Genomic DNA, 20,104 nt, shown 5'->3' on the forward strand with positions numbered 1-20,104 from the left:
GCGCTATTCCCCCGAGCCGGTGGCGGCAGCAGGCCCGGCCCCCGGCGCCGGATGCGGCGCGCCCAGGCTATCGAGCAGGTTGGCCAGTGCATGGATGGAGCTGGTGAAGGCCACCAACGGAAGAATCAGCCAGAACCAGAACTTGGCGACGCCGAGCGTTGAGGTCGGTTCCTGGTAGATGAAATTGAAGGACTGCGCGGCAAACGCGTCGAAGTCGAAACCGTGGCGCCATAACGACAGTGGGTCGAACCACAGGTAGCAAAGCACCAGCAGCGCCACGGCAAAGCCAAGCACCACCAGATCGGCGGTGCAGCGCAGCATCTTGCAGGCAGTCTCTGGCACTGCGTCGGTGAGCAGGGTCACGGCGACGGCTTCGCGTGTCTGCAAGGTGACCGACAGGCCCAGCATCGCCAACCAGACCATGGTCAGCACCGCCAATTCGTCCAGCCAGAAGATCGGCGCCTTCAGCGCGCGCCCGGCAACATTGACCAGGATCATCAACGGCAGGATCAGCACCAGCGCGCGCAAGGCGGCGCGTTCGCTGCGACCAATCAGGTTACTCAGCGCCCGGATCATAGGCATTCTCCCGAACAACTTATGCAGGTGCCCCGCGCGCCTGTCACGCCACGGGGCTCGGAATCAAGGTTTGAGATCGGCCGCTTCCCGGCGCAGATCAGCCAGCGCCGGGGCCTTCTTCAGCCAGGTTTCTTCCCACTGCTGCAGCGTATCGCCGAAGAATTCGGGCCCCACCGGAGTGACCTTGACGCCGGCCTGCTCGATGCTCGCCTGGGTGTCGGCCTCCGATTTTTCGTAGTGCGCCGTCAGTGTGTCGAGGTGCTTGCGGGTCAGTTCGCGAATCATCGAGCGGTCCTCTTGCGGCAACTGCGCCCAGACCCGCCCGGACATCAGTCCGATCACCGGGAACATCATGTGATTGCTCTGCAACACCGTTTTGGCACGCTCGTAGAGGCGCAGCTTCCAGATCAGCTCGAGATCGGCATCGACGCCGTCGACCTGGCCGTTGGCCAGGGCGTCATACACGTCTGTAACCGGCATCGGCGTCGAGGCAGCGCCGAGAAGGCGATAAAAATCCTGTACCGGCGGGAACGGCGTGATACGGATTTTGCGGCCATTGATCGCCTTGACGTCGTCGGTGGGGAAGGCATTGAGCATCAGCCGCATGCCGGCCACGCCATAACCGAGCCCGACTACACCCGCCTTGGCCGGTAGCTGATCAAGCATCCCCTGGGCGGTCTTGCCATTGAGCAACTGACCGGCCTGCGCCACGTCATGCACAAGATAGGGGGCGAACAAGGCACCGAAGTCCGGCACCCGGTTCGCCACTTCGGCGGTGGTCATAAAGGCCATGTCCAGCGCACCGGTCTGCAACTGCTGCAGCATGCGCGCCTCACTGCCGAGCTGGCCGGCGGGAAAGACCACCACATCGTATTTGCCGCCGGAGCGTTCCTTGAGTTCCTCGCCCATGGCCTGTGCCGCCTGCGACCAGGCATGGGTGCCAGGGACGACCAGCCCCAGCCGCAGGTCCTTGGCCATCGCACCGGCACTGAGCAATAAGGCGGCGGCAGAACATAGCGCACACAACAATTTCGTTGTTTTCTTCATGACTCACCTTTCTTGTTGTTATCGAACAAATGACCGGGCGAAACGGACAGCACCACTGTCACGCACAGGCGTTTTTTTCACGCGGCGCCTGCGATACGCGAACCACGAATGGCCTTCGTCTGCCACCTCGGTATTTAGCAGAGCATCAAGCGATGCACGGATGACGCTTTATTCACGCAGGGATGTTTATCGCGGGCATACGACTGACGAGCGCGGCCTGGCAGCCGCGACGAGAACGGGTAAAAGCATGCGCGCGGTGACATGAAAGGTTTGCAGGCGTTCGGCGAAGGTTCATACACGGACCTCATTTATTGTTCTTGTGGCCGGCCCGGCAACCTTCGACGACTGCGGGCTCGGCTATCCAATTGCTGGGCATGAACGTAGCGCAAGGCCTCTATCTCAGCCATTAGGGAATAATGATGCAGAGAATCACGGATCGTTATGGGGTGCGCAGACGATCTCCGAAATCGATGAAAGCCGGTGCCGACGAATCTCCAATTAATAGCGCGGGACATCGCTGGTTCTGATGGCGCGCATCAGAAAACCTTAATAGGCAGACCTGCGTGACGCTCCTAGCATGGCCAAAACAATAACCACGAGAGAACTTGCCATGCCGTCCATGCCCTCTTCCTCGGCCGAGCCCGCTAGCGCTGCTCTGCCTGTCGGTGCCACCCTGCGCGGCTGGCTGGATCATCTGCAGAACACTCAGCGACTGAGCGTGATCCGCCCAGGCACGGCGCTGCGCTTCGGCGTTGCAGCCATCGCCAACCGCCTGGACGGCCACAGTGCATCGCTGTTCCTACAGCCGGGCGGCCACACAGTCCCGGTGATCTCCGGTCTGCTCTCGGACCGCCAGTGGATGGCCGAGGCCATGGGCGTCGAGTCGAGCCAGGTACTGGCGCGCTTCGAGCAGGCCAGCCTTAACCCCCTGCCCTGGCAGGAAATCGCCGACGCGCCCTGCCAGCAGGTGGTGCACCGCGACGTCGATCTGCTCGCCCAGTTGCCCATCCCCACGCACAACGAGCACGACAGCGGCCCCTACATCACCGCCGGCCTGCTGATCACCCGCAACCCGCGCACCGGCGTGCAGAATGTCTCCATCCACCGCCTGCAGGTCAGCGGTCGCAACCGCCTCGGCGCGCTGCTGTTGCCGCGTCACGCGTTGGCCTTCTTCCAGGAGACCGAGCGCGAGAACGAGGACTTGGAAGTTGCGGTGGTGGTCGGTTGCGACCCGCTGACGCTGATGGCCTCGCAGGCCATCGTACCGATCGACCACGACGAACTTGAGATCGCCGGCGCGCTGCATGGCCGTCCGCTGCCGGTTGCGCAGTGCGTAACCAACCGCATTCGCGTGCCGGCCGATGCCGAGATCGTCGTCGAGGGCCGCCTGCTGGCTAATACGCGCGAAGAGGAAGGGCCGTTCGGCGAGTTCCCGCAATACTACGGCGAGCGCGCGGAGCGGCATGTGATCGAGGTCGATGCCGTCACCCATCGCCAGGCGCCGATGTTCCATACCATCGTCGGCGGAGGCCTGGAGCACCTGCTGCTGGGCGGCATCCCGCGGGAGGCGACCATGCTCGCGCACCTGCGTCGCAGTTTTCCTTGCGTGCGTGACGTCCACCTGGCGCGCGGCGGCGTGTGTCGCTATCACCTGTACGTGCAGATCGACAAGCGCTCGGAGGGCGAGGCGAAGAACGTCATCCTCGGCGCGCTCGGGGGCCACTATGACATCAAGCATGTGGTGGTGGTCGACAGCGATGTCGACATCCACAACCCCACCGAAGTCGAGTGGGCAGTGGCGACGCGTTTCCAGGCCGACCTCGATCTGGTGCTTATCCACGAATCCCAGGGTTCCAAGCTCGACCCGTCGACTCGCGACGGCGTTGGCTCGAAGATGGGCTTCGACGCCACCGTACCGCTGGCCGCACCGCCGATGCGCTTCAAGCGCATCCGCGTGCCAGGAGAGAGTGAGGTTGATCTCGCCGAGGTCAGTCAGCCAGCCGACGCCGACTGGCAGCAACTGTTCGGCCAGCCGCACAACGGCTGACCGGCGGTGGGCGCGCGGCGCATTGGCGCCACGCGCCCACAAACGGACACCGGCGTCACCGGCCGGCACCCGTATTCTCTCTACGCTCAAGCGATAAGGCGGTCCTCGAACTGGCCGGCCCACAAGGCGCCAGTTCGGGACGTCACGCGCCCAGGCCAAGACTGGCCAGGACGCGGCGCCCTCGCCGATGGTTGAAAAACAAACATAAGCAACTTCGCCGGACAGGAGATTCAAATGCAGCAGGCACGACATTTCATCGACGGACAGTGGTGCGACGACGACCGGTGGGCCGACAGCCTCGATCCCGCCAATGGCGAACTAGTTGGCCGCTTCGCTGACGGTGGCGAGGTCCAGGCCCGCGCCGCCGTGGAGGCTGCCGAGCGCGCCTTCGAGAACCCGCAATGGTCGCAGAATCCACGTCTGCGCCAGCAGCTGATGCTGGACTGGGCGGCCGCGCTGAAGAGTCGCCAGGAGGAACTGGCGAGCCTGCTCACCCGCGAGAACGGCAAGGCGCTGGCGCAGTCGCGCGGCGAGATCGGCGGCGCCATCTCGGAAATCCTCTATTACGCCGGGCTGGCGCGCCACAATCCCGGCCACGTGCTGGAAGTCGCGCCCGGCGAATTCTCGACGATGCTACGCGAACCGGCCGGCGTCGCCGCACTGATCATTCCCTGGAACGCTCCGGCGGTGCTGCTGGTGCGCGCGCTGGCCCCGGCACTCGCCGCAGGCTGCACCTGCGTGGTCAAGCCGGCGCCGCAAACCGCGCTGTTCAACGCCGCCTTCCTCGCCCCGCTGCTGGATCTGCCGGATCTCGCGCCCGGGGTGGTCAACCTGTTCGCCGAGACCGGCCACACCGGCGCCGCCCACCTGGTCGCCACGCCGAAGGTCGACGTGCTCAGCTTCACCGGGTCCACCGCCACCGGAACGCGGATCATGCAGGACGCCGCGCCGACCATGAAGAAACTGTCGCTTGAGCTGGGTGGGAAATCCTGTTGTGTGGTGCTGGAGGACGCGGACATCGCCGCGGTGGCGCCGAAGCTCGCTGCCGCTGCGACCATCATCTCCGGGCAGCAGTGCACCGCCGCCCGCCGTGTGCTGGTGCATGCCAGCCGCGCAGCGGAAATGAAGCAGGCGCTGGCCGCGGCGCTGGGCGAAGTGCGCCTGGGCCACGGGCTCGAGGTGGCCACACAGATGGGCCCGCTGATCGACTGGCGTTCGCGCGATCTCGTCGAGCAACGCATTCGCGAGTCGATGGACTGCTGCGACGAGGTGTTGCTGGCAGGCGCTCGACCAGGCGATGCGCTGGGCCGCGGCGCTTTCCTCTCGCCAACGCTGATCGCGCATCAGGATAGCGGCGCATTCTTCTGCCAAGAGGAAATATTCGGCCCTCTGCTGGTGCTGGAAACATTCGAAGATGAGGCAGAGGCTGTGCGCCGGGCCAACCACAGCGAGTTCGGCCTCTCGGCAAGCGTCTGGACCCGCGACGGTGCACGGGCCATGCGCCTGGCCCGCGCCCTGCGCAACGGCACCGTATGGATCAACGATCACAACAAGCTGTTCGCCGAGGCGGAAACCGGCGGCTACCGCAAGAGCGGGCTGGGCCGCCTGCACGGCTACGATGCGCTACTGGATTTTACGGAGCTCAAGCACATCTATCAGAATGTTGGCTTCTTATAGCCAGATCGACGAGGTTGGGAATGGAACTACGCCAGCTGAAGTATTTCACCTGTCTGTACGAGGAGGGGTCGGTGACCAAGGCCGCACAGCGGCTGAATATCGTTCAGCCCGCCCTGTCGATGCAGATCGCCAAGCTGGAAGAGGAACTCGGCCAACCACTGTTCGAGCGCACCCCCAAGGGCATGACGCCCACTGAGGCCGGCGTGCAGGCCTATCGGCTGTTTATGCCGATCCTCGGCGAGCTGCTGGAGGCCCGGCAGACACTGATCGACCGCAGCGGCGAGATCGGCGGGCGGATCAATGCCGGGCTGATCGCCTCGGCGGCCAACCAGGCGCTGGCCAGCACCCTGGCCTATTTCGTCGAGCACCATCCGGATGTCGAGTTGCAGGTCAGCTACGGCTACAGCCAGGATCTGATCGATCGCGTGCTGTCCGGCGCGCTGGACTTCGCGGTGATCAACCAGAGCTTCCAGCAGGAGCACTTGCACCGTACCGACATCCTCGACGAGGAACTGCTGGTAGCGACCGGTGCCACGACCCGGCTGCGCCTGCCCACGCCGATTCTGCTCAGCGCACTGGGTGGCCTCAAGCTGGTGCTGCCTTCGCGCCGTCATGGTTTGCGTATGGTCATCGATCAGGCACTTGCCGCGCAGAGCCTGGAGCTGACGCCGCACCTAGAGCTCGACGACCTCACAGTGATCGAGAGCTTTCTGCGCCGCAGCGACTGGATCAGCGTACTGCCGGCCACCGTGCTGCAACGCGGTCTGGAAGAAGGCGCCTTGCGCGCCTATCCGCTGGCGGCCCCCGGGATCACGCGACGCATGGTCTGCGTGCACGACAGCCGTCGCCCGCTGACCCCTGCCGCGACGCTGTTCATCGACATCATCAGCAAGACGCTGGCCACTGCACTCAATGCCATCCACTTCTACAAGGAAGGCGCCATTCAGGAATCCGACCATGATCTCAACTAGCCCCCGTCCGCAGCGACTCGTCATCGGTATCTCCGGCGCGTCCGGCGCAATCTACGGGGTGCGCCTGCTTGAGCTGCTGCGCGACACGCCAATCGAGACCCACCTGGTAGTCTCGAAGTCGGCGCTGATCACGCTGTCCCACGAAACCGGGCTGACCTGGTCGCAGCTCAAGCCGATGGCCACCGTGTGCTACTCCAATCAGGACATCGGCGCGGCCATCGCCAGCGGCTCGTTCAAGACCATGGGCATGATCGTCGCGCCCTGCTCGGTGCGTTCGATGTCGGAAATCGCCAGCGGCGTCACTTCCACCTTGCTGACGCGCGCCGCCGATGTCGTGCTCAAGGAGCGTCGACGCCTGGTATTGATGGTGCGCGAGACGCCGCTACACCGAAATCATCTGCGCACCATGACCGAACTGGCCGAGCTTGGCGCCATCATCGCTCCACCTGTGCCGGCTTTTTACGCCAAACCTGCTTCGCTGGCAGAGATGGTCGACCATACGCTGGGCCGCGTGCTCGACATGTTCGATATCGAGCTCGGCGTGGTCAAACGTTGGCGCGAAACGCCGGAATACCTGCCCACCCTCGACGAAGTCGAGGCGAGCACCTGTGAGCGCTGATGAACATGAGCGCCGTGGTCATTCGTCAGGCGTTGGGTGCTTCAGCGATCCAGCGTTGCCCGGAACTCATCGATCAGCTCCAGCACGCGAGCGCGGGCCTGGTTCTGCGGAAAGTGCCGGCAGTGTTCAAGCAGCAGCGTGCGGCATGGGCCACTTACCATGGACGCGAGGTTTTGCAACTGGGCCGGGGTGGCGAATTCGTCGTTATCACCCTGGATGGCGAGTACGGGCACTTGAATGAGAGGCAGGGCCGTGTGGAGATTCCAGGTGGCGAAGTCCGGGTTGAGCCAGGTGTCGCTCCAGCCGTGGAAGGCGCCCTCGAGGTTGCTGCCGTGGTAGGCACGCAGACGTTCGTGCAGGTCGCCGCGGGTGTATGCCTGGACCGTGCGGCGCACGCCAGCGACGCTGGCAGGCTCGACGTCTACATGCGGTGCCAGTACCACGACGCCCTTCACCCGTGGGTCCTGGCGAGCCGCGTAGGCGAGGGCGATGGAGGCTCCGTCGCTGTGACCGACCAGAATCACCTGATCGAGTGCCAGGCCATCAAGCACATGTTCGAGTTCCTGCGGCCCGTCCTGGCTCAGGTAGTCGAGTGGACGCGGCAGCGTCACCGGGCTCGAGCGACCATAGCCCTGCCGGCTGTAGACCAGTACTGGCGCGGCACAGGCATCGGCCAGTTGCGCTGGAAAGTCTTTCCACAGGTCAAGACTGCCAAGCCCCTCATGCAGCAACACGAGCACAGGTCCCTGATCTGCTGGCCGCAGAAGCTGGTATTCAAGACGGGATATGCGGGTCTGGAGAAACTGCCGATGCGTCATTACGTGGAAGCCTGTCTGACTGAAGAGGCGAAGGTTAACCGATTTTCACGCTGGGTCCGGCGAGGGAGCGTTGAACATGCGCCAGCTTGACCTTCACGTGATGGATAGTGCCTTGCAGTGGGCGCGCGATGGGCATCCGCTCTGGTTGTGTACGGTGCTTTCCACCTATGGTTCGGCGCCACGGGCGCCCGGTGCGATGTTGGTGGCACGCGCGGACGGCCAGTTCGTCGGCTCGCTGTCCGGTGGTTGCGTCGAAGAGGCTTTTCTCGAAGCGCTGGCACGCGGTGAGCTGCAGGCGCCGGCACAGATCGTTCGCTATGGCGAGAGCGACGACGAGCGTCAGCGCTTACGACTGCCGTGCGGCGGCATCCTTCAGGTTCTGGTCGAACATCGGCAGCCTGACGAGCACTGGCTTAATCATCTGCAGGATGTCAGTGCTGCTCTGCTTGGCCAGCGTCGGCTGGTTCGCGAGCTCGATCTCACGAGCGGTAAATTCTCACTGGCGCTCGATCTGGGGGGTGAAGCTACTCAGGTGCACGCGGAACAAGTGCGTGTCCGTGTCGGCCCAGCACTGCGCCTGGTGCTGGCCGGTCTGTCGCCCGTGGCCGAGTACTGTGCCAGCTTCGCTCGCGCCATTGGCTGCGAGGTGATCGCCTGTGACCCACGGGAGGAGATGAGCGGGCATGCTCCCCAGGGCGCCCGGTTCTACCCGCGGATGCCATCAGAATTCATTGCCGCCGGGAATTGCCATGAAGCCACCGCGGTGGTCGCCCTCACTCATGACCCGCGTATCGATGACCTGGCCCTGATGGAGGCGGTACGCACGCCAGCGTTCTATATCGGAGCCATGGGCTCGCGGCAGACGTCCGCCCGTCGTGCTGAACGCCTGGCTCGGGTGGGTGGCTTGAACGAGGAGCAGATTGCGCGTATCCATATGCCTATAGGTCTCGACCTTGGCAGCAAGACTCCGGCCGAGATCGCGCTCTCGGTGATTGCCGATGTCTTGCGGGTATACCATGGCAAGGCGCGCGATGAACTCTGAAGCAATTGATCCTTGTCGATCCGTGAGTGCTGCAGCCGGTATCCAGACGGATAACCACCGCATCGCTAATGTGAGTGACTGTGAGTCACCCAGCACGCCGTCGATCCATCGAGTCGGAAGGAGTTAGCAATGTCTGTCGCACAGCGGGTCTTTCACGGCAAATTCGGTCGGGTCGCTCTGCTTGACATGGATCGCCCTCTGGTCACTCACTCACATCATGAGTGCCATGTACTGATAAAGGCATCCGGCGCGGATACCTTCTTCAACGTCAATGGCCGTCAGGTGCCTTTGACCGATCGCTGCGCGGTGCTGGTCAATGCCTGGCAACCTCATTATTACGACTTTCAATCGGGCGCTGAGCAGACACAGATCCTCGCGCTCTATATTGAACCTGCCTGGCTGGCCGAGGCGCAGCAATCCTTGGCATTGAGCGCACACCCGGGCTTTTTCGTGCAGCCATGCATCGAGCTGAGTAGCAAGAACCGGGCAATGGCTGATCAGTTGATCGCAGAGGCCTGCAGTGTCGGGCTGGTGCCGCGTGAACGCATCGAGTTCTTGCTGTTCGATTTCCTTATCGAACTGATCGAGGATTACTCGCAATGGCGGCAGCTACGCCGTCTTGGCGCCCAGGTGTTCCAGGGTTTTCGCGATACGCGTATTCGCCGCGCCTGTGACTATCTGCAAAGTCATCTCGATGATCCCGATTGCATTGGCAACGCGGCACAGACTGCGGGGTTGTCCCGTGCGCACTTCTTCACGCTGTTTCGCAAGGATACCGGCATGACGCCCGCTCTGATGCTCAACGATGCGCGTATGCGCCGCGCTTTCCTCTGGTTGGAGCGCGAGCGAAGCGGCACCCTTGGCCAGCTCGCCGAGAGCCTTGGATTTTCCGAGCAGGGTCACTTCACGCGGTTCTTCAGGCAGCATATCGGCGCATCCCCAAGCCAGTATCGGCGGGTAGTCGATAGCTACAATCCGAGTCTCAGGGAGTGAGGACGATGCAGTGATGAGCTCATTTTTCAGCGGCAGATGCAGGCATCTGTCCTGGCGGTCTGTAACTACGGAGGCAGGTTCAGGTCATGCTTCCTGATTTAGCGTATTCCCTCGCTGAAGGCCGCCTGTAGCACTGCTAGCGCGCTGTCTCGCTGCGAAGTATCCGCCCCATCGATTCCTCATAGAAGGTTGATACTCCATGCTGTCTGCTCTGCATGCGATTGACACCGTTCTTCTGGCTTATGTCTTCGGCGTCTTCGTCCTGGGGGGGGTGATCAAGGGGGTATCCGGGTTCGGTATGCCGCTGGTCACCGTACCGCTCATTGCTCTGGTCGCACCTGTACCGACGGCTGTTGCTCTTTCCTTACTGCCAATCATCATTTCCAATATCAGCCAGGGGTATGACTGCCGCCGTCACTACCACGTGCTGGGCTTGGTTTGGCCGCTGCTGATCAGCCTGGCAGTGTCGCTCGGTCTGGCCGTCCAGTTGCTCGGCAGTTTTCGTCCGGAGGTACTGGCCATCATCATCGGGGTGATGATCCAGGTCTTCGTGATCTCCCAGTTGACGCCCAATCCTCCGCTCATTCCGCCACGCTGGCGCTTCGGTGCTTTGATAGGCGCGGGGTTAAGCAGCGGGCTTCTCGGTGGGATGACGTCCTTCTATGGCTTTCCGGCGTTGCAGGCGCTGTTGGCTCTGGGGCTTGGGCGTACCGAATTTATCCTGGCAAGCAGCCTTTTTTTTCTGGTGGGGTCGGTGATTCTGGGGGCGGGTCTGCTGATGCAAGACATTGCGTCCCCCATGCACCTGTTGCTCTCGCTTGCGTGCGTGCTGCCCACCCAGCTGGGTATGTCACTGGGAGAGTTCATTCGCGAGCGCCTGTCACAGGCGATGTTTCGCGGCATCACCCTGGCGGTGCTATCGGCCACTGGTCTGGCAATGATCGTGCGTGCGCTAACAGCCTGATGTCGCTATGGGCGGGGTTGGGTCTCCCCCGCTCATTCCCGTCCGACTTACAACCAGCTCCAAGAAACACCGGTATACACGCCAAACCCTTCCCCTGGCGTGGAGCGCGCCACATCCGCGCCGTTGTCGTTATAGCCCGGCGTCACGGTGGCGGCGTAGCGTTTGTTGGTCAGGTTGCGCAGGTCGAGCCAGGCTTGCCAGTCGTCCTTGGGTGAGGCGTAGCCGAGGGTGGCGCCGAAGGTGGCGTAGGCATCGGCGTAGTAGGAATTGGCGTAGTCCACTGCGACCTTGGAGGCGTACTGGCTGTTGAGCCCGGCGTAGAAGCCACTCGGGTGGTCGTAGCGCAGTTCGGCCTGGTAGTAGTGGCGCGGCAGGCCGGGTAGGCGGTTGTCGCCGAAGCGGTCATCGTCGCGGTAATGGAAGTCGCTGAAGGTGTAAGCCTGGCGCAGGCTCAGGGCGCCGGCGGCGCCGCCTTGCCAGAGTGGGCTGATCAGGCCGGCTTCGATGCCCTGGTGGATGGTGGGGCTGGCGTTGACCTCGCGTTGTACCGCGGGGGCGACTTCTACGCTGAGCAGTTCGTGGCGTACCTGCGAGTAGTAATAGGCCAACTCCCACTGGCCAAGAATCGAGTCGCCACGGCCACCTATTTCAAACGTGGTGGCTGTCTGATTATCCAGCGAGATCGGCGCACGATAGCGGCCTGTGGCCGGGCCATTGCCTGCCGGGAAGTAGTCGTTGGAGCTCCAGATCATCGACCAGGCATGTGGTGGTTCTACCGAGCGGCTGATATTGCCGTACAGCTGCACTTCGGGGTTGAGCTGGTAGCGCAGGCCGATACGGGGTGCGTAGTCCCAGGTGCTTTCCTTGAGCTTGTAATCATTGACCGGCCAGGTCACTTCGACTTCACGCCGGGTATGGATCAGGGCCAAACCGCTGGTCAGCCACAGGTCGGGTGCCAGCTCCAGTTCGTTGCTGAAGTGCAGCACATTGTCCGAGCCCAGGTGCTCGTAGGCACGCATCAGGGTGCCGGCTGGATAGCTATTGCCATCCACGGTCAGTGGCAGGGTGGCGTTTTCCCTGGACTTGCTGCTTGGCAGGCTGGTGGTGCTACGCAAACCAACGGAAGTGGTGCTGTCCAGACCGAACAGGGTATGCCGACGGGTGTAGTTCAGCGTGGCGCTGACGTCGCTGTAGTCCACACGGATGCGATAGGCACTGTCGCGGTAAGGCGTCTCGGCGAAGTCCATCGGGTAGTGGTGGTAGGCCAGGCCGGCGACCAGGGTGGCGTCGTCGTCGATCTGCCAGGTGGTCTTGTTGGCCAGCCAAGTGCTGCCGGGTTGATCGCGGTGGGCGTCGATGCTGCGGTTGGCCGCAGCGGCCTGGCGCGGGTCGTCCTTGAGTTGCGCCTTGGTCAGGCGGCCGGGCGTTTCATGCTCGGTTTCGCGATAGCGCAGGTAGAAGCGCGTTTCCAGGTTCTCGTTGAGGCGATAGCCGAAGTTGGCGGCGACGCCTTTGCCCTTGCCTGAGGAATGATCCTGATAGCCGTCGGTTTCGCTGTCGGTGAGGGCGAAGTAGTAGTCGAAATCGCCCAGCACCTGGCCGGAGGCGATGCTGCGCTTCTGGTAGCCACGGCTGCCTGCTTCATAGCGCAGTTGCAGCTTGGGCGCGGTGTAGCCGGTGTGGGTGATGTAGTCGATGGCGCCGCCCAGGGCCAGCGAACCCCGGTCGAAACCGTTGGCGCCGCGCAGCACTTCGGCGCGACTTATCCACAGCGGCTCCAGCAGTTCGTAGGGCGTACCGCCGGGGCCGGTCAGCGGCAGGCCGTCGAGCATGATATGGGTGCCGGAGGCGTGCGAGCCGGGGCCGCGGTTGATGCCCGAGCCGCGCACGCTGATCTTCACGCCTTCGTTGCCGGGGGACTGCGCGTAGACGCCTGGCTGGTAGGCCAGCACATCGGCGACGCCAACCACGCGGCCTTGTTCGACCTTGGCCATATCCACCACATTGGTGGCCCCGGGGACGCGCTTGAGCTCCTCGCGCGCGGCCTCTACTTCACTTACCTGTTCGCCGGTGACCTGCAGTGAATCGAGTTGCACGGGCTCTTCGGCGAAGGCGCTGTGGCCGCTCAGGCAGGCGAGGGCGAGCAGGGTGAGATGGGCAGGTTGGCGGGAAAACGGCAGGGGCAGCATGCAAGGGCTCCGTTGAGCGGGCGGCGAGAGTGTCTGATGGAGGCCGACGAGAATTCGTCACGCCAGCGCGGTGCTGGCGCGGGGGCACATCATGCCGGTTTTGCCCGTACAGTGCAGCGGGCCGCTCAGGGAGAAGCAGGGCGGCCGCGCGACAGGCCGACCTCCCCTGTGGATAACCCTCAGGCCAGACCGGCCTTGTCCAGCCCGAACTGCTTGTCGGCCGAGCCGGGCACGGTGCGGAAGGCCACGTTGAGGCGATTCCAGCCGTTGATGGCGACTACCAGGAAAGTCAGCTCAGACAGTTCCTGCTCGGAGAACTGCTCGCGCACGCTGGCATAGATGGCGTCGGACACGCCGTGCGGCGACAGCTGGGTCAGGGCTTCCGTCCACTCCAGCGCGGCGCGCTCCTGCTCCGAGAACAGTGGCGACTCACGCCACACGGCGACATGGTGCAGGCGCAGTTCGCGGTCGCCATGGATCTTCGCTTCTTTCACGTGCATGTCGACGCAGAAGGCGCAGCCGTTGATCTGCGAGGCGCGCAGCATGACCAGGTGGGCCAGCGACGCAAGAAAGGGGCTGCGGGTCAGCAGCATGGAGAACTCGGCGTATTTACCGGAAGCCTTGGGGGAGAGTGCGAAGTAGTCGAGGCGCTGGCTCATGGTGATCATCCGTATCCGCGTTGAGGGGCGCGATGGCGTGACGGCCTGCCCCGGAAGCGATGAATCTACGCAGCAGTGGCCCACCCACATAGATCCAATTGTGAAGATTCGGATTGATCCACTTTGCTCAGCGCCGTGCCTGCGACGGCGGAAAACCATACTCGCGCTTGAAGGCGGCGCTGAAGCTGCTGAGGTGCTCGTAGCCGGCCAGATTGGCGGCATCCTCCACTGACAGGCCCTGCTGGCGCATGGCCTGATAAGCGCGGGCCAGGCGCTGGCGGCGCAGGTAGGCGGCGATGGTGGTGCCGTTGCGGCTGCGAAAGGCATTCTGCAGGTCGACCGGGTTGGTGCCGAGCTGGCGCGCCATGTCGGTGATGCTCAGGGCATCTGCCTCGCCGCTGTCGAGCCATTCCTTGAGGCGCGCCAGGCAGCGTTCGAGATGGCTGCCGAGGCGTTTCTCCTGGGGCGTGTCGATGCCGCGCAGGATGTCGCAGGCCAGATCCAGGGCGAAGCTCTCGCGTTGCAGGCGTTGTATCAACGGCGGCAGGCTCGCGTCACGTTCGAGCAACTGGTGGGCACGTTGGAGGATGTCCACCGAGGGTTGCCAGGGCAGGTTGTGCCAGTGGCTGCGGCTGAAGCGCAGCAGGGCGTCGCTGCGCAGTTGGCTGCCGAGGGCAAAGTGCTGCAGCCAATCCGGGGTGATGCTCAGGCACACCTTGGTTTCTTCGCGGCCGCTGCGCCAGTGACGCTGGAACTGGTCACTATCGGTGAGGTTGACCAGCATGGCGCGCTGGCCACCGGGGCGGGCGTCGAAGTGCAGGCGCTGGCGCGGCAGGCTGACTTCGGCTTCACCCTGCAGCAGGAAGGCGGCGGTGATACCCGGTGTCAGGCGGTTGTCGCTGCTGGCGTCGACCAGATCGCGGCTGTGGCTGAAGTACAGCACCAGGCCTTCGCTCAGCACTTGCACTTGTTGTTCGCCGTCGAGCACTGGCTGTTCGCCCGGCAGCTCGCGCTGGAAATACAGGTTGCCGCCCAGGGTGTGGGCGACATCGCTGAGCTGACCGCAGGTGAGGATCGTCATGCTGGCTTGACCGATGGAAGTTTCGTTGCGGCTAATTTTTCCTTCTTTTCGCCTAAGCGCGCAACATTGTTCAGAATTATTCTCATGTGCAATGAGGTCGCAACCGTCTTGGTTGCGTCACCAACGATCATGGGAATCACACAGCGATGGGTTTGCTCCTCACGCAAACGGCAGTGGTCGAGGCGGTCTTTCACGACCAGGTCGACGCGGCGCAGATACGCCAGTGGCTGGACGGCATCGAGCGTCTGATCGAAGACCGCCAGCCGTTCTTCTTCATTTCCAGTACCCGCGAGGGCAGCACCCTCGCCGAGGATTACCGGGCCATCCAGGGCGTCTGGTACAAGCAGCACAAGGCGGCGTTCCGCGAGATTTGCCAGGGGCTGGTGCGCATCGCCGCTGACGCCGAGGAGCAGGCCCGGCTCGACACCTCGGCGCTGCATGCCGCCTGGGGCGTGCCTTATTTCGTCACCCTGGACAGGACGCACGGCTATCGCTGGATCGCCGAGCGCATGGTGAGTCATGCAGCGTCCGTCTGAGCAGGTGCCGGTGACCCGGCTGGCGCTGGCGGTGATCGTGGTGCTGTACCTGGCCCACGCGCTGCCGCTGTACTTCTTCAACGTGGCGATGCCGGCCATTCTGCGTAGCCAGGGTGTCGACCTGCGCTGGATCGGCATGCTCTCGCTGCTGTACCTCCCATGGGCGTTCAAGTTTCTCTGGGCGCCGCTGGTCGACCGGCATTACCTGCACAGCCTCGGCCGGCGCCGTACCTGGCTGTGGCTGACCCAGGCGGCGCTGGTGGCCGGCATCTTGGTGCTGGCGCTGACCGGCCTGGAGCACGGCTTGTTGTTGTTCGTGCTGGTGAGCCTGTGGATATCCACCTTCGCCGCCACCCAGGACATCGCCATCGACGGCTACACCGTGGAGTCGCTGGCCAGCGAGGATCATCGCCTGGGCAGCATGGCGCAAAGCATCGGCGTGGCGCTGGGCAGCATGTTCGGCGGTGCCGGCGTGCTGTGGTTGTACCAGGTGGTCGGCTGGCAGAGCGCGCTTCTGACCCTGGCCGGCCTGAGTGCCTTGACCATGCTGGCGGTGGTGCGGGTCGATGATCGCCTGCCGACGCAGGCCGAGGCGGCCAAGCCGGGTTTCATCGCCACGTTCAAGCGCCCGGAGATCCGCTGGGCGCTGCTGCTGATCCTGGTCTATCGCCTGGTCGAGGCGCCGGCCATGGCCATGCTCACGCCGATGCTGGTGGATCGGCAGTGGTCGTTGACGCAGATCGGCCTGCTGATGTCGGTGGCCGGCGCCAGCGTCGGGCTGCTCGCCGCCGTGGCGGCTGCGCGCCTGCTGCTGCGCCAACGAGCGGCGACCCTGCTGCTACGTGCCGGCTGGCTGCGCAGCCTGGCCTACCTGGCGGTCGCCGGGCTGCTGCTCAGCGGCCTGGCCGACGGCTCACCGCTGTGGCTCGGCACCATGGTGCTGGTGCTCCTGGCCATCCGCTACCTGGCGATGACCAGCCTCTACGCCCTGTTCATGCAGCTCTGTTCGCGGCAGCAGGCCGGCACCGACTTCACCGTGCTGGTGTGCTTCGAGCTGCTGGTGTTCTTCGTCGGCGGTTCGCTGTCGGGCTTCCTCGCCAAGGGCCTGGGCTACGAAACCTATTACCTGCTGCTGGGCGCACTTTCAGTGCTCAGCGTCCTGCTCTGCAAACCTATCGTCCGGTCGATCCAGGCCGGCTCCGGCAATCATTGACGCGCTTTCTCTGGGGGAAACCATGAGGCATCTTTCGGCATCCATGCAGGTCACCTTGCTCAGCCTGGCGGTAAGCGGCGCGCTCCACGCGCAGGCCGATGACACCGCGACCAGCCAGGTCAAGGAACTCGGCCCGATGGTGGTCACCGCCACCCGTTCGGCCAAGAGCATCGCCGAGATCGCCGGCACGGTGTACAGCATCGACCGCGAGCAGGTTGCCGAGCAGGCCGCTGCCGGCCGTTCCACCGCCGATATCCTCGGCCAGTTGGTGCCCTCGCTGGCGCCGAGCAGCGGCACCACCAGCAACTACGGCATGACCATGCGCGGGCGCACCGTCCAGGTGATGATCGACGGCGTACCGCTGACCGGCTCTCGTGACGGTTCGCGCCAGCTCAACAGCATCAGCCCGGCGATGATCGAGCGCATCGAGGTGATCTCCGGTGCCACCAGCATCTACGGCGCTGGCGCCACCGGCGGCCTGATCAACATCATCACGCGTAACGCCGACGACGAAACCAGTGACTTCAGCAGCCGCATCGGCCTGCGTACTCCTGGCAAGGCGGCGCGTGACGCCATGGCCTACGAGGCCTCGCAGACCGCTGCCTTTCACCATGGGGCGATCAGCGGTTTCGCCGGCCTGAGCTTCACCAAGCAGGGCGAGATTCGCGATGCCGACGGTGATCGCATCGGCCCGGAAATCTCCCAGACCGACCGCCAGGACACCACCAGCTTCGACTTCAACGGCCGCCTGACCTGGCACTTGGACGACGACCAGCAACTGAGCGCCGGCGTGCGCTACTACAACGACGAGCAGGACAGCGACTACGGCCCGGACTACGGCCCCAACCTGTCGGCGTTGCTGGTCTCGAACTACCAGCCCAGCCACAACGCGGTGGACGGTTTGCAGCTCGACGACCAGCCGCGCACCCGTCATTACGGCGCCAATGTGCAATACCTCAACCGCGATTTGCTGGGTGGCCAGCAATTGACCGCCGAAGCCTACTACCGCAAGGAAAAATCGCGCTGGTTCCCGTTCGCCAGTCGTGCGGCCAATGCCGCGTTGCCCGGTGGGGTGGCCAACGTGGTGCTGCAGTCGAGCACCGACATCGACGTCTGGGGCGTGCGCACCGCCTTGCAGAAGGGCTTCGAGCTGGCCGGCCGCGATCTGCAACTGACCTATGGCCTCGATCATGAGCGCGAGCAGGATCGTCAGGACGGCCAGTTCTACGACTTCAACAGCTTCTTCACCAGCAATGGCCTGAACTACCGCGAGACCTACAGTTCCTCGATGGGCCCGGACGTGGAAGTGAGCAAGACCGGCGCGTTCCTCCAGGGCGACTACCAGCTTACCGAGCGCCTCAGCCTGCAGGCCGGGGTGCGCCGCGAAACCATCCGCAACGAAGTGGATGATTCCATCCCCTATGGCGAGGCGGTCACCGCCGCCACCGTAGCTGGCTACCAGGCGCGCACCCTGGAAGGCGGCAACGTGCGCCACAGCGAGACCCTGTTCAACCTCGGCGCGGTGTACAAGCTGACCGACACTCAACAACTGTTCGCCAATTTCTCCCAGGGCTTCAGCCTGCCCGACACCCAGCGCATGCTGCGCGACGTGCCGGCCAGCTTCGTCATCGATAGCAGCAGCATCGATTCGATCAAGGTCAACAACTACGAACTGGGCTGGCGCCTGGGTGATGCCAGCGGCCTGAACGCCGGGGTGACCGCGTTCTACAACACCTCCGACAAGGTGGTGCAGTTCAACCGCGATTTCAGCGTCTCGGTGGCCGACACCGATGAGCGCGTGTGGGGCGCCGAAGGCAACCTGCAGGTGCCGGTGGTCGAGGGCTGGACGCTGGGCGGCACCCTGGCCTACACCCGTGGCCAGTACAAGGACGCCGCCGGCAACTGGCGCGAGCTGAATGCCTTCCGCGTTTCGCCGCTGAAGGCCACCGTCTACAGTGACTGGCGCTTCCTCGATGGCTATGGCGTACGCCTGCAGGCGCTCACCGTGGGCGGCAGTGACCGCGCTTATGACGACGCTCAGTCCGCCGCGATCAGCCCAACCATCCGCGCCACCCCGGCGACCAAGATCCAGGGCTATACCGTGGTCGACCTGATCGCCCATGCGCCCTGGCTGGGCGGCGAGGTCGGTTTCGGTGTCTATAACCTGGCCAACCGCGACTACAAGACCGTCTACGGCCAGCAGGCCGAGGCCACCTACGGCGCCATCTCCAGCCTGCCGGCGGCGGGGCGTACCTTTGGCTTGAGCTACTCGGTGCAGTACTGATCGTTCAGCGCTGGTAGCTCAGCGGCCGCTTCGATGACTCCGGCAGCGCTAGGCCGCCGGCCAGGGCCAGTAGGGCGATGGCGATCAGGTAGTAGGCCGGCGACATGCGGTTGCCGGTCGCCTCGATCAACCAAGTAGCGATCAGCGGCGCGGTGCCGCCGAAGATGGTGTAGGCCAGGTTGTAGGTGAAGGCCGAGGCGGTGTAGCGCACTCGGGTGGGGAACTGCTCGGAGAGCAGCACCGCCGTCACCACGCCACAGATCACCGCACCCACTGCCAGCAGCATGGCGCCCAGGGCTGAAGCCAGCAGGGTGCCCGAGGCGGCCAGGGTGAAGGCCGGATACACCGCGATGATCAACGCCACTCCGGCGGTGAGGATGGTGCGGCGGCGCCCGACGCGATCCGAATAGCGCCCGACGAAGGGACACAGCAGGGCGGCGAAGAACAGCGCGATCAGGCTGGCCAGCAAGGCGGTCGGCCGCGCAGTACCGCCGACCACCTGCATGTAGGTGGTGAGATAGGTGGTGAACATATAGAACGACAGTGCCGTCGCCGAGATGAACGCCGACAGGCACAGCACGGTGGCGCCATGCTCGCGCAGGGTTTCGCGCAGCGGCGAATGTTCAGGGTGAGGCTGGGCAGCCAGGGCCTGGAAGGCCGGTGACTCGTCCAGACGCAGGCGCATGTACAGGCCGACCAGACCCAGCGGCGCGGCGATCAGGAAGGGCACGCGCCAGCCCCAGGCCTGCATCTGTGCTTCATCCAGCCAGAAACCCATGCCGAACACCAGGCCGGCGGCGCAGGCGAATGCCATGAAGGTCGAGACCGGCACGAAGCTGCCATAGCGCGCTTTCTGCTCGGTGGGGGCGTGTTCCATGACGAAGGCGCAGGCGCCGGCATACTCGCCGCCGGCGGAGAAACCTTGCAGGCAGCGCGCCACGGCCAGCAGCAGCGGGGCGAACAGACCGATGCTGGCGTAGGTCGGCAGCAGGCCGATCAGTGTGGTGGCGCCGGCCATCAGCAGTACGGTGATCGACAGCACGCGTTTACGTCCGATCCGATCACCGAGAATGCCGAACACGATGCCGCCCAGTGGGCGCAGGGCGAACGACACGGCAAACACGGCGAAGGTCTGCAGCAGCGCCAGGGTCGGATTGCCCGGTGGGAAGAACAGCGAGGCGATGGTCACGGCGAGGAAGCCGTAGACCGCGAAGTCGAACCACTCGACGAAGTTGCCGATGGCCGAGGCGGCAATCACCTTGTGCAAGGTGGCCGGGCTGACCTGCTGGCCCGTATGGATGGCATTCATGCAACGCTCCTGATCCCTGATTTAGACGGCTTCAGGCAGGTTACGGAGCGATGGGCGGGGAGGGCGCTTCGCAGGCGAC

17 protein-coding genes are annotated in these 20,104 nt (G+C 64.1%); 10 read left to right on the forward strand and 7 right to left on the reverse strand.

Going from position 1 to position 20,104, the window contains the following annotated elements; translation table 11 throughout:
• Nucleotides 1–3 precede the first annotated feature (3 nt).
• The gene (locus ACNFCJ_RS02630) at nucleotides 4–576 is read right to left on the reverse strand and encodes a TRAP transporter small permease (protein WP_416769655.1); all 573 of its coding nucleotides are present in this window, start codon (nucleotides 574–576) and stop codon (nucleotides 4–6) included.
• 63 nt (nucleotides 577–639) lie between these two features.
• Nucleotides 640–1,623: a TRAP transporter substrate-binding protein gene (locus ACNFCJ_RS02635; RefSeq protein ID WP_416769657.1), complete on the reverse strand. Its 984-nt coding sequence runs from the start codon at nucleotides 1,621–1,623 to the stop codon at nucleotides 640–642.
• Between the two features lie 610 nt (nucleotides 1,624–2,233).
• On the opposite strand from ACNFCJ_RS02635, the gene ACNFCJ_RS02640 reads away from it, so the two are divergent.
• From ACNFCJ_RS02640 to ACNFCJ_RS02655, 4 genes are all read left to right on the forward strand, one after another.
• A complete protein-coding gene (locus ACNFCJ_RS02640) occupies nucleotides 2,234–3,670 on the forward strand; it encodes a UbiD family decarboxylase (protein ID WP_416769659.1) in 1,437 nt (478 codons plus the stop codon).
• Between the two features lie 234 nt (nucleotides 3,671–3,904).
• The gene (locus tag ACNFCJ_RS02645; protein WP_312300983.1) at nucleotides 3,905–5,347 is read left to right on the forward strand and encodes an aldehyde dehydrogenase family protein; all 1,443 of its coding nucleotides are present in this window, start codon (nucleotides 3,905–3,907) and stop codon (nucleotides 5,345–5,347) included.
• Between the two features lie 20 nt (nucleotides 5,348–5,367).
• A complete protein-coding gene (locus ACNFCJ_RS02650; RefSeq protein ID WP_416769660.1) occupies nucleotides 5,368–6,318 on the forward strand; it encodes a LysR family transcriptional regulator in 951 nt (316 codons plus the stop codon).
• Nucleotides 6,305–6,937: a UbiX family flavin prenyltransferase gene (locus tag ACNFCJ_RS02655; protein ID WP_416769662.1), complete on the forward strand. Its 633-nt coding sequence runs from the start codon at nucleotides 6,305–6,307 to the stop codon at nucleotides 6,935–6,937. Before ACNFCJ_RS02650 ends, ACNFCJ_RS02655 begins: the two co-directional genes overlap by 14 nt.
• A gap of 41 nt (nucleotides 6,938–6,978) precedes the next feature.
• Here the strand turns inward: ACNFCJ_RS02655 and ACNFCJ_RS02660 are convergent, their stop codons facing one another.
• Nucleotides 6,979–7,755 carry an alpha/beta fold hydrolase gene (locus ACNFCJ_RS02660; RefSeq protein ID WP_416769664.1) on the reverse strand — a complete coding sequence of 259 codons (777 nt, stop codon included), beginning with the start codon at nucleotides 7,753–7,755 and terminating at the stop codon, nucleotides 6,979–6,981.
• 76 nt (nucleotides 7,756–7,831) lie between these two features.
• On the opposite strand from ACNFCJ_RS02660, the gene ACNFCJ_RS02665 reads away from it, so the two are divergent.
• The 3 genes from ACNFCJ_RS02665 to ACNFCJ_RS02675 all read left to right on the forward strand — a co-directional run bounded on the left by ACNFCJ_RS02665 (nucleotide 7,832) and on the right by ACNFCJ_RS02675 (nucleotide 10,754).
• Entirely contained in the window at nucleotides 7,832–8,797 is a 966-nt protein-coding gene (locus ACNFCJ_RS02665) for an XdhC family protein (RefSeq protein ID WP_416769665.1), read from the forward strand.
• A gap of 129 nt (nucleotides 8,798–8,926) precedes the next feature.
• Nucleotides 8,927–9,790, forward strand: a complete 864-nt coding sequence (locus tag ACNFCJ_RS02670; protein WP_416769666.1) for an AraC family transcriptional regulator — start codon at nucleotides 8,927–8,929, stop codon at nucleotides 9,788–9,790.
• A 199-nt stretch (nucleotides 9,791–9,989) separates the two neighbouring features.
• On the forward strand, nucleotides 9,990–10,754 hold the full coding sequence (locus ACNFCJ_RS02675; RefSeq protein WP_416769667.1) for a sulfite exporter TauE/SafE family protein: 765 nt from the start codon (nucleotides 9,990–9,992) through the stop codon (nucleotides 10,752–10,754).
• A gap of 47 nt (nucleotides 10,755–10,801) precedes the next feature.
• Here ACNFCJ_RS02675 and ACNFCJ_RS02680 read toward each other — a convergent pair whose 3' ends face one another.
• The 3 genes from ACNFCJ_RS02680 to ACNFCJ_RS02690 form a co-directional block, all read right to left on the reverse strand.
• The gene (locus ACNFCJ_RS02680; protein WP_416769668.1) at nucleotides 10,802–12,943 is read right to left on the reverse strand and encodes a TonB-dependent receptor family protein; all 2,142 of its coding nucleotides are present in this window, start codon (nucleotides 12,941–12,943) and stop codon (nucleotides 10,802–10,804) included.
• 179 nt (nucleotides 12,944–13,122) lie between these two features.
• The gene (locus ACNFCJ_RS02685; RefSeq protein WP_416769669.1) at nucleotides 13,123–13,611 is read right to left on the reverse strand and encodes a carboxymuconolactone decarboxylase family protein; all 489 of its coding nucleotides are present in this window, start codon (nucleotides 13,609–13,611) and stop codon (nucleotides 13,123–13,125) included.
• 118 nt (nucleotides 13,612–13,729) lie between these two features.
• Nucleotides 13,730–14,683, reverse strand: a complete 954-nt coding sequence (locus ACNFCJ_RS02690) for a helix-turn-helix transcriptional regulator (protein ID WP_416769670.1) — start codon at nucleotides 14,681–14,683, stop codon at nucleotides 13,730–13,732.
• A gap of 146 nt (nucleotides 14,684–14,829) precedes the next feature.
• On the opposite strand from ACNFCJ_RS02690, the gene ACNFCJ_RS02695 reads away from it, so the two are divergent.
• The 3 genes from ACNFCJ_RS02695 to ACNFCJ_RS02705 are packed head-to-tail and all read left to right on the forward strand — an operon-like array spanning nucleotide 14,830 to nucleotide 18,716.
• On the forward strand, nucleotides 14,830–15,219 hold the full coding sequence (locus ACNFCJ_RS02695) for a hypothetical protein (protein WP_416769672.1): 390 nt from the start codon (nucleotides 14,830–14,832) through the stop codon (nucleotides 15,217–15,219).
• Entirely contained in the window at nucleotides 15,203–16,432 is a 1,230-nt protein-coding gene (locus ACNFCJ_RS02700; protein WP_416769674.1) for an MFS transporter, read from the forward strand. The genes ACNFCJ_RS02695 and ACNFCJ_RS02700 overlap by 17 nt, the downstream gene beginning before the upstream one ends.
• A gap of 22 nt (nucleotides 16,433–16,454) precedes the next feature.
• On the forward strand, nucleotides 16,455–18,716 hold the full coding sequence (locus ACNFCJ_RS02705) for a TonB-dependent receptor (protein ID WP_177429662.1): 2,262 nt from the start codon (nucleotides 16,455–16,457) through the stop codon (nucleotides 18,714–18,716).
• 4 nt (nucleotides 18,717–18,720) lie between these two features.
• Here the strand turns inward: ACNFCJ_RS02705 and ACNFCJ_RS02710 are convergent, their stop codons facing one another.
• The gene (locus ACNFCJ_RS02710; protein WP_416769676.1) at nucleotides 18,721–20,025 is read right to left on the reverse strand and encodes an MFS transporter; all 1,305 of its coding nucleotides are present in this window, start codon (nucleotides 20,023–20,025) and stop codon (nucleotides 18,721–18,723) included.
• Nucleotides 20,026–20,104 lie beyond the last annotated feature (79 nt).

Origin of the sequence: Pseudomonas sp. NY15364, from assembly GCF_048068235.1 — a bacterium.
Lineage (GTDB): Bacteria > Pseudomonadota > Gammaproteobacteria > Pseudomonadales > Pseudomonadaceae > Aquipseudomonas > Aquipseudomonas mendocina_D.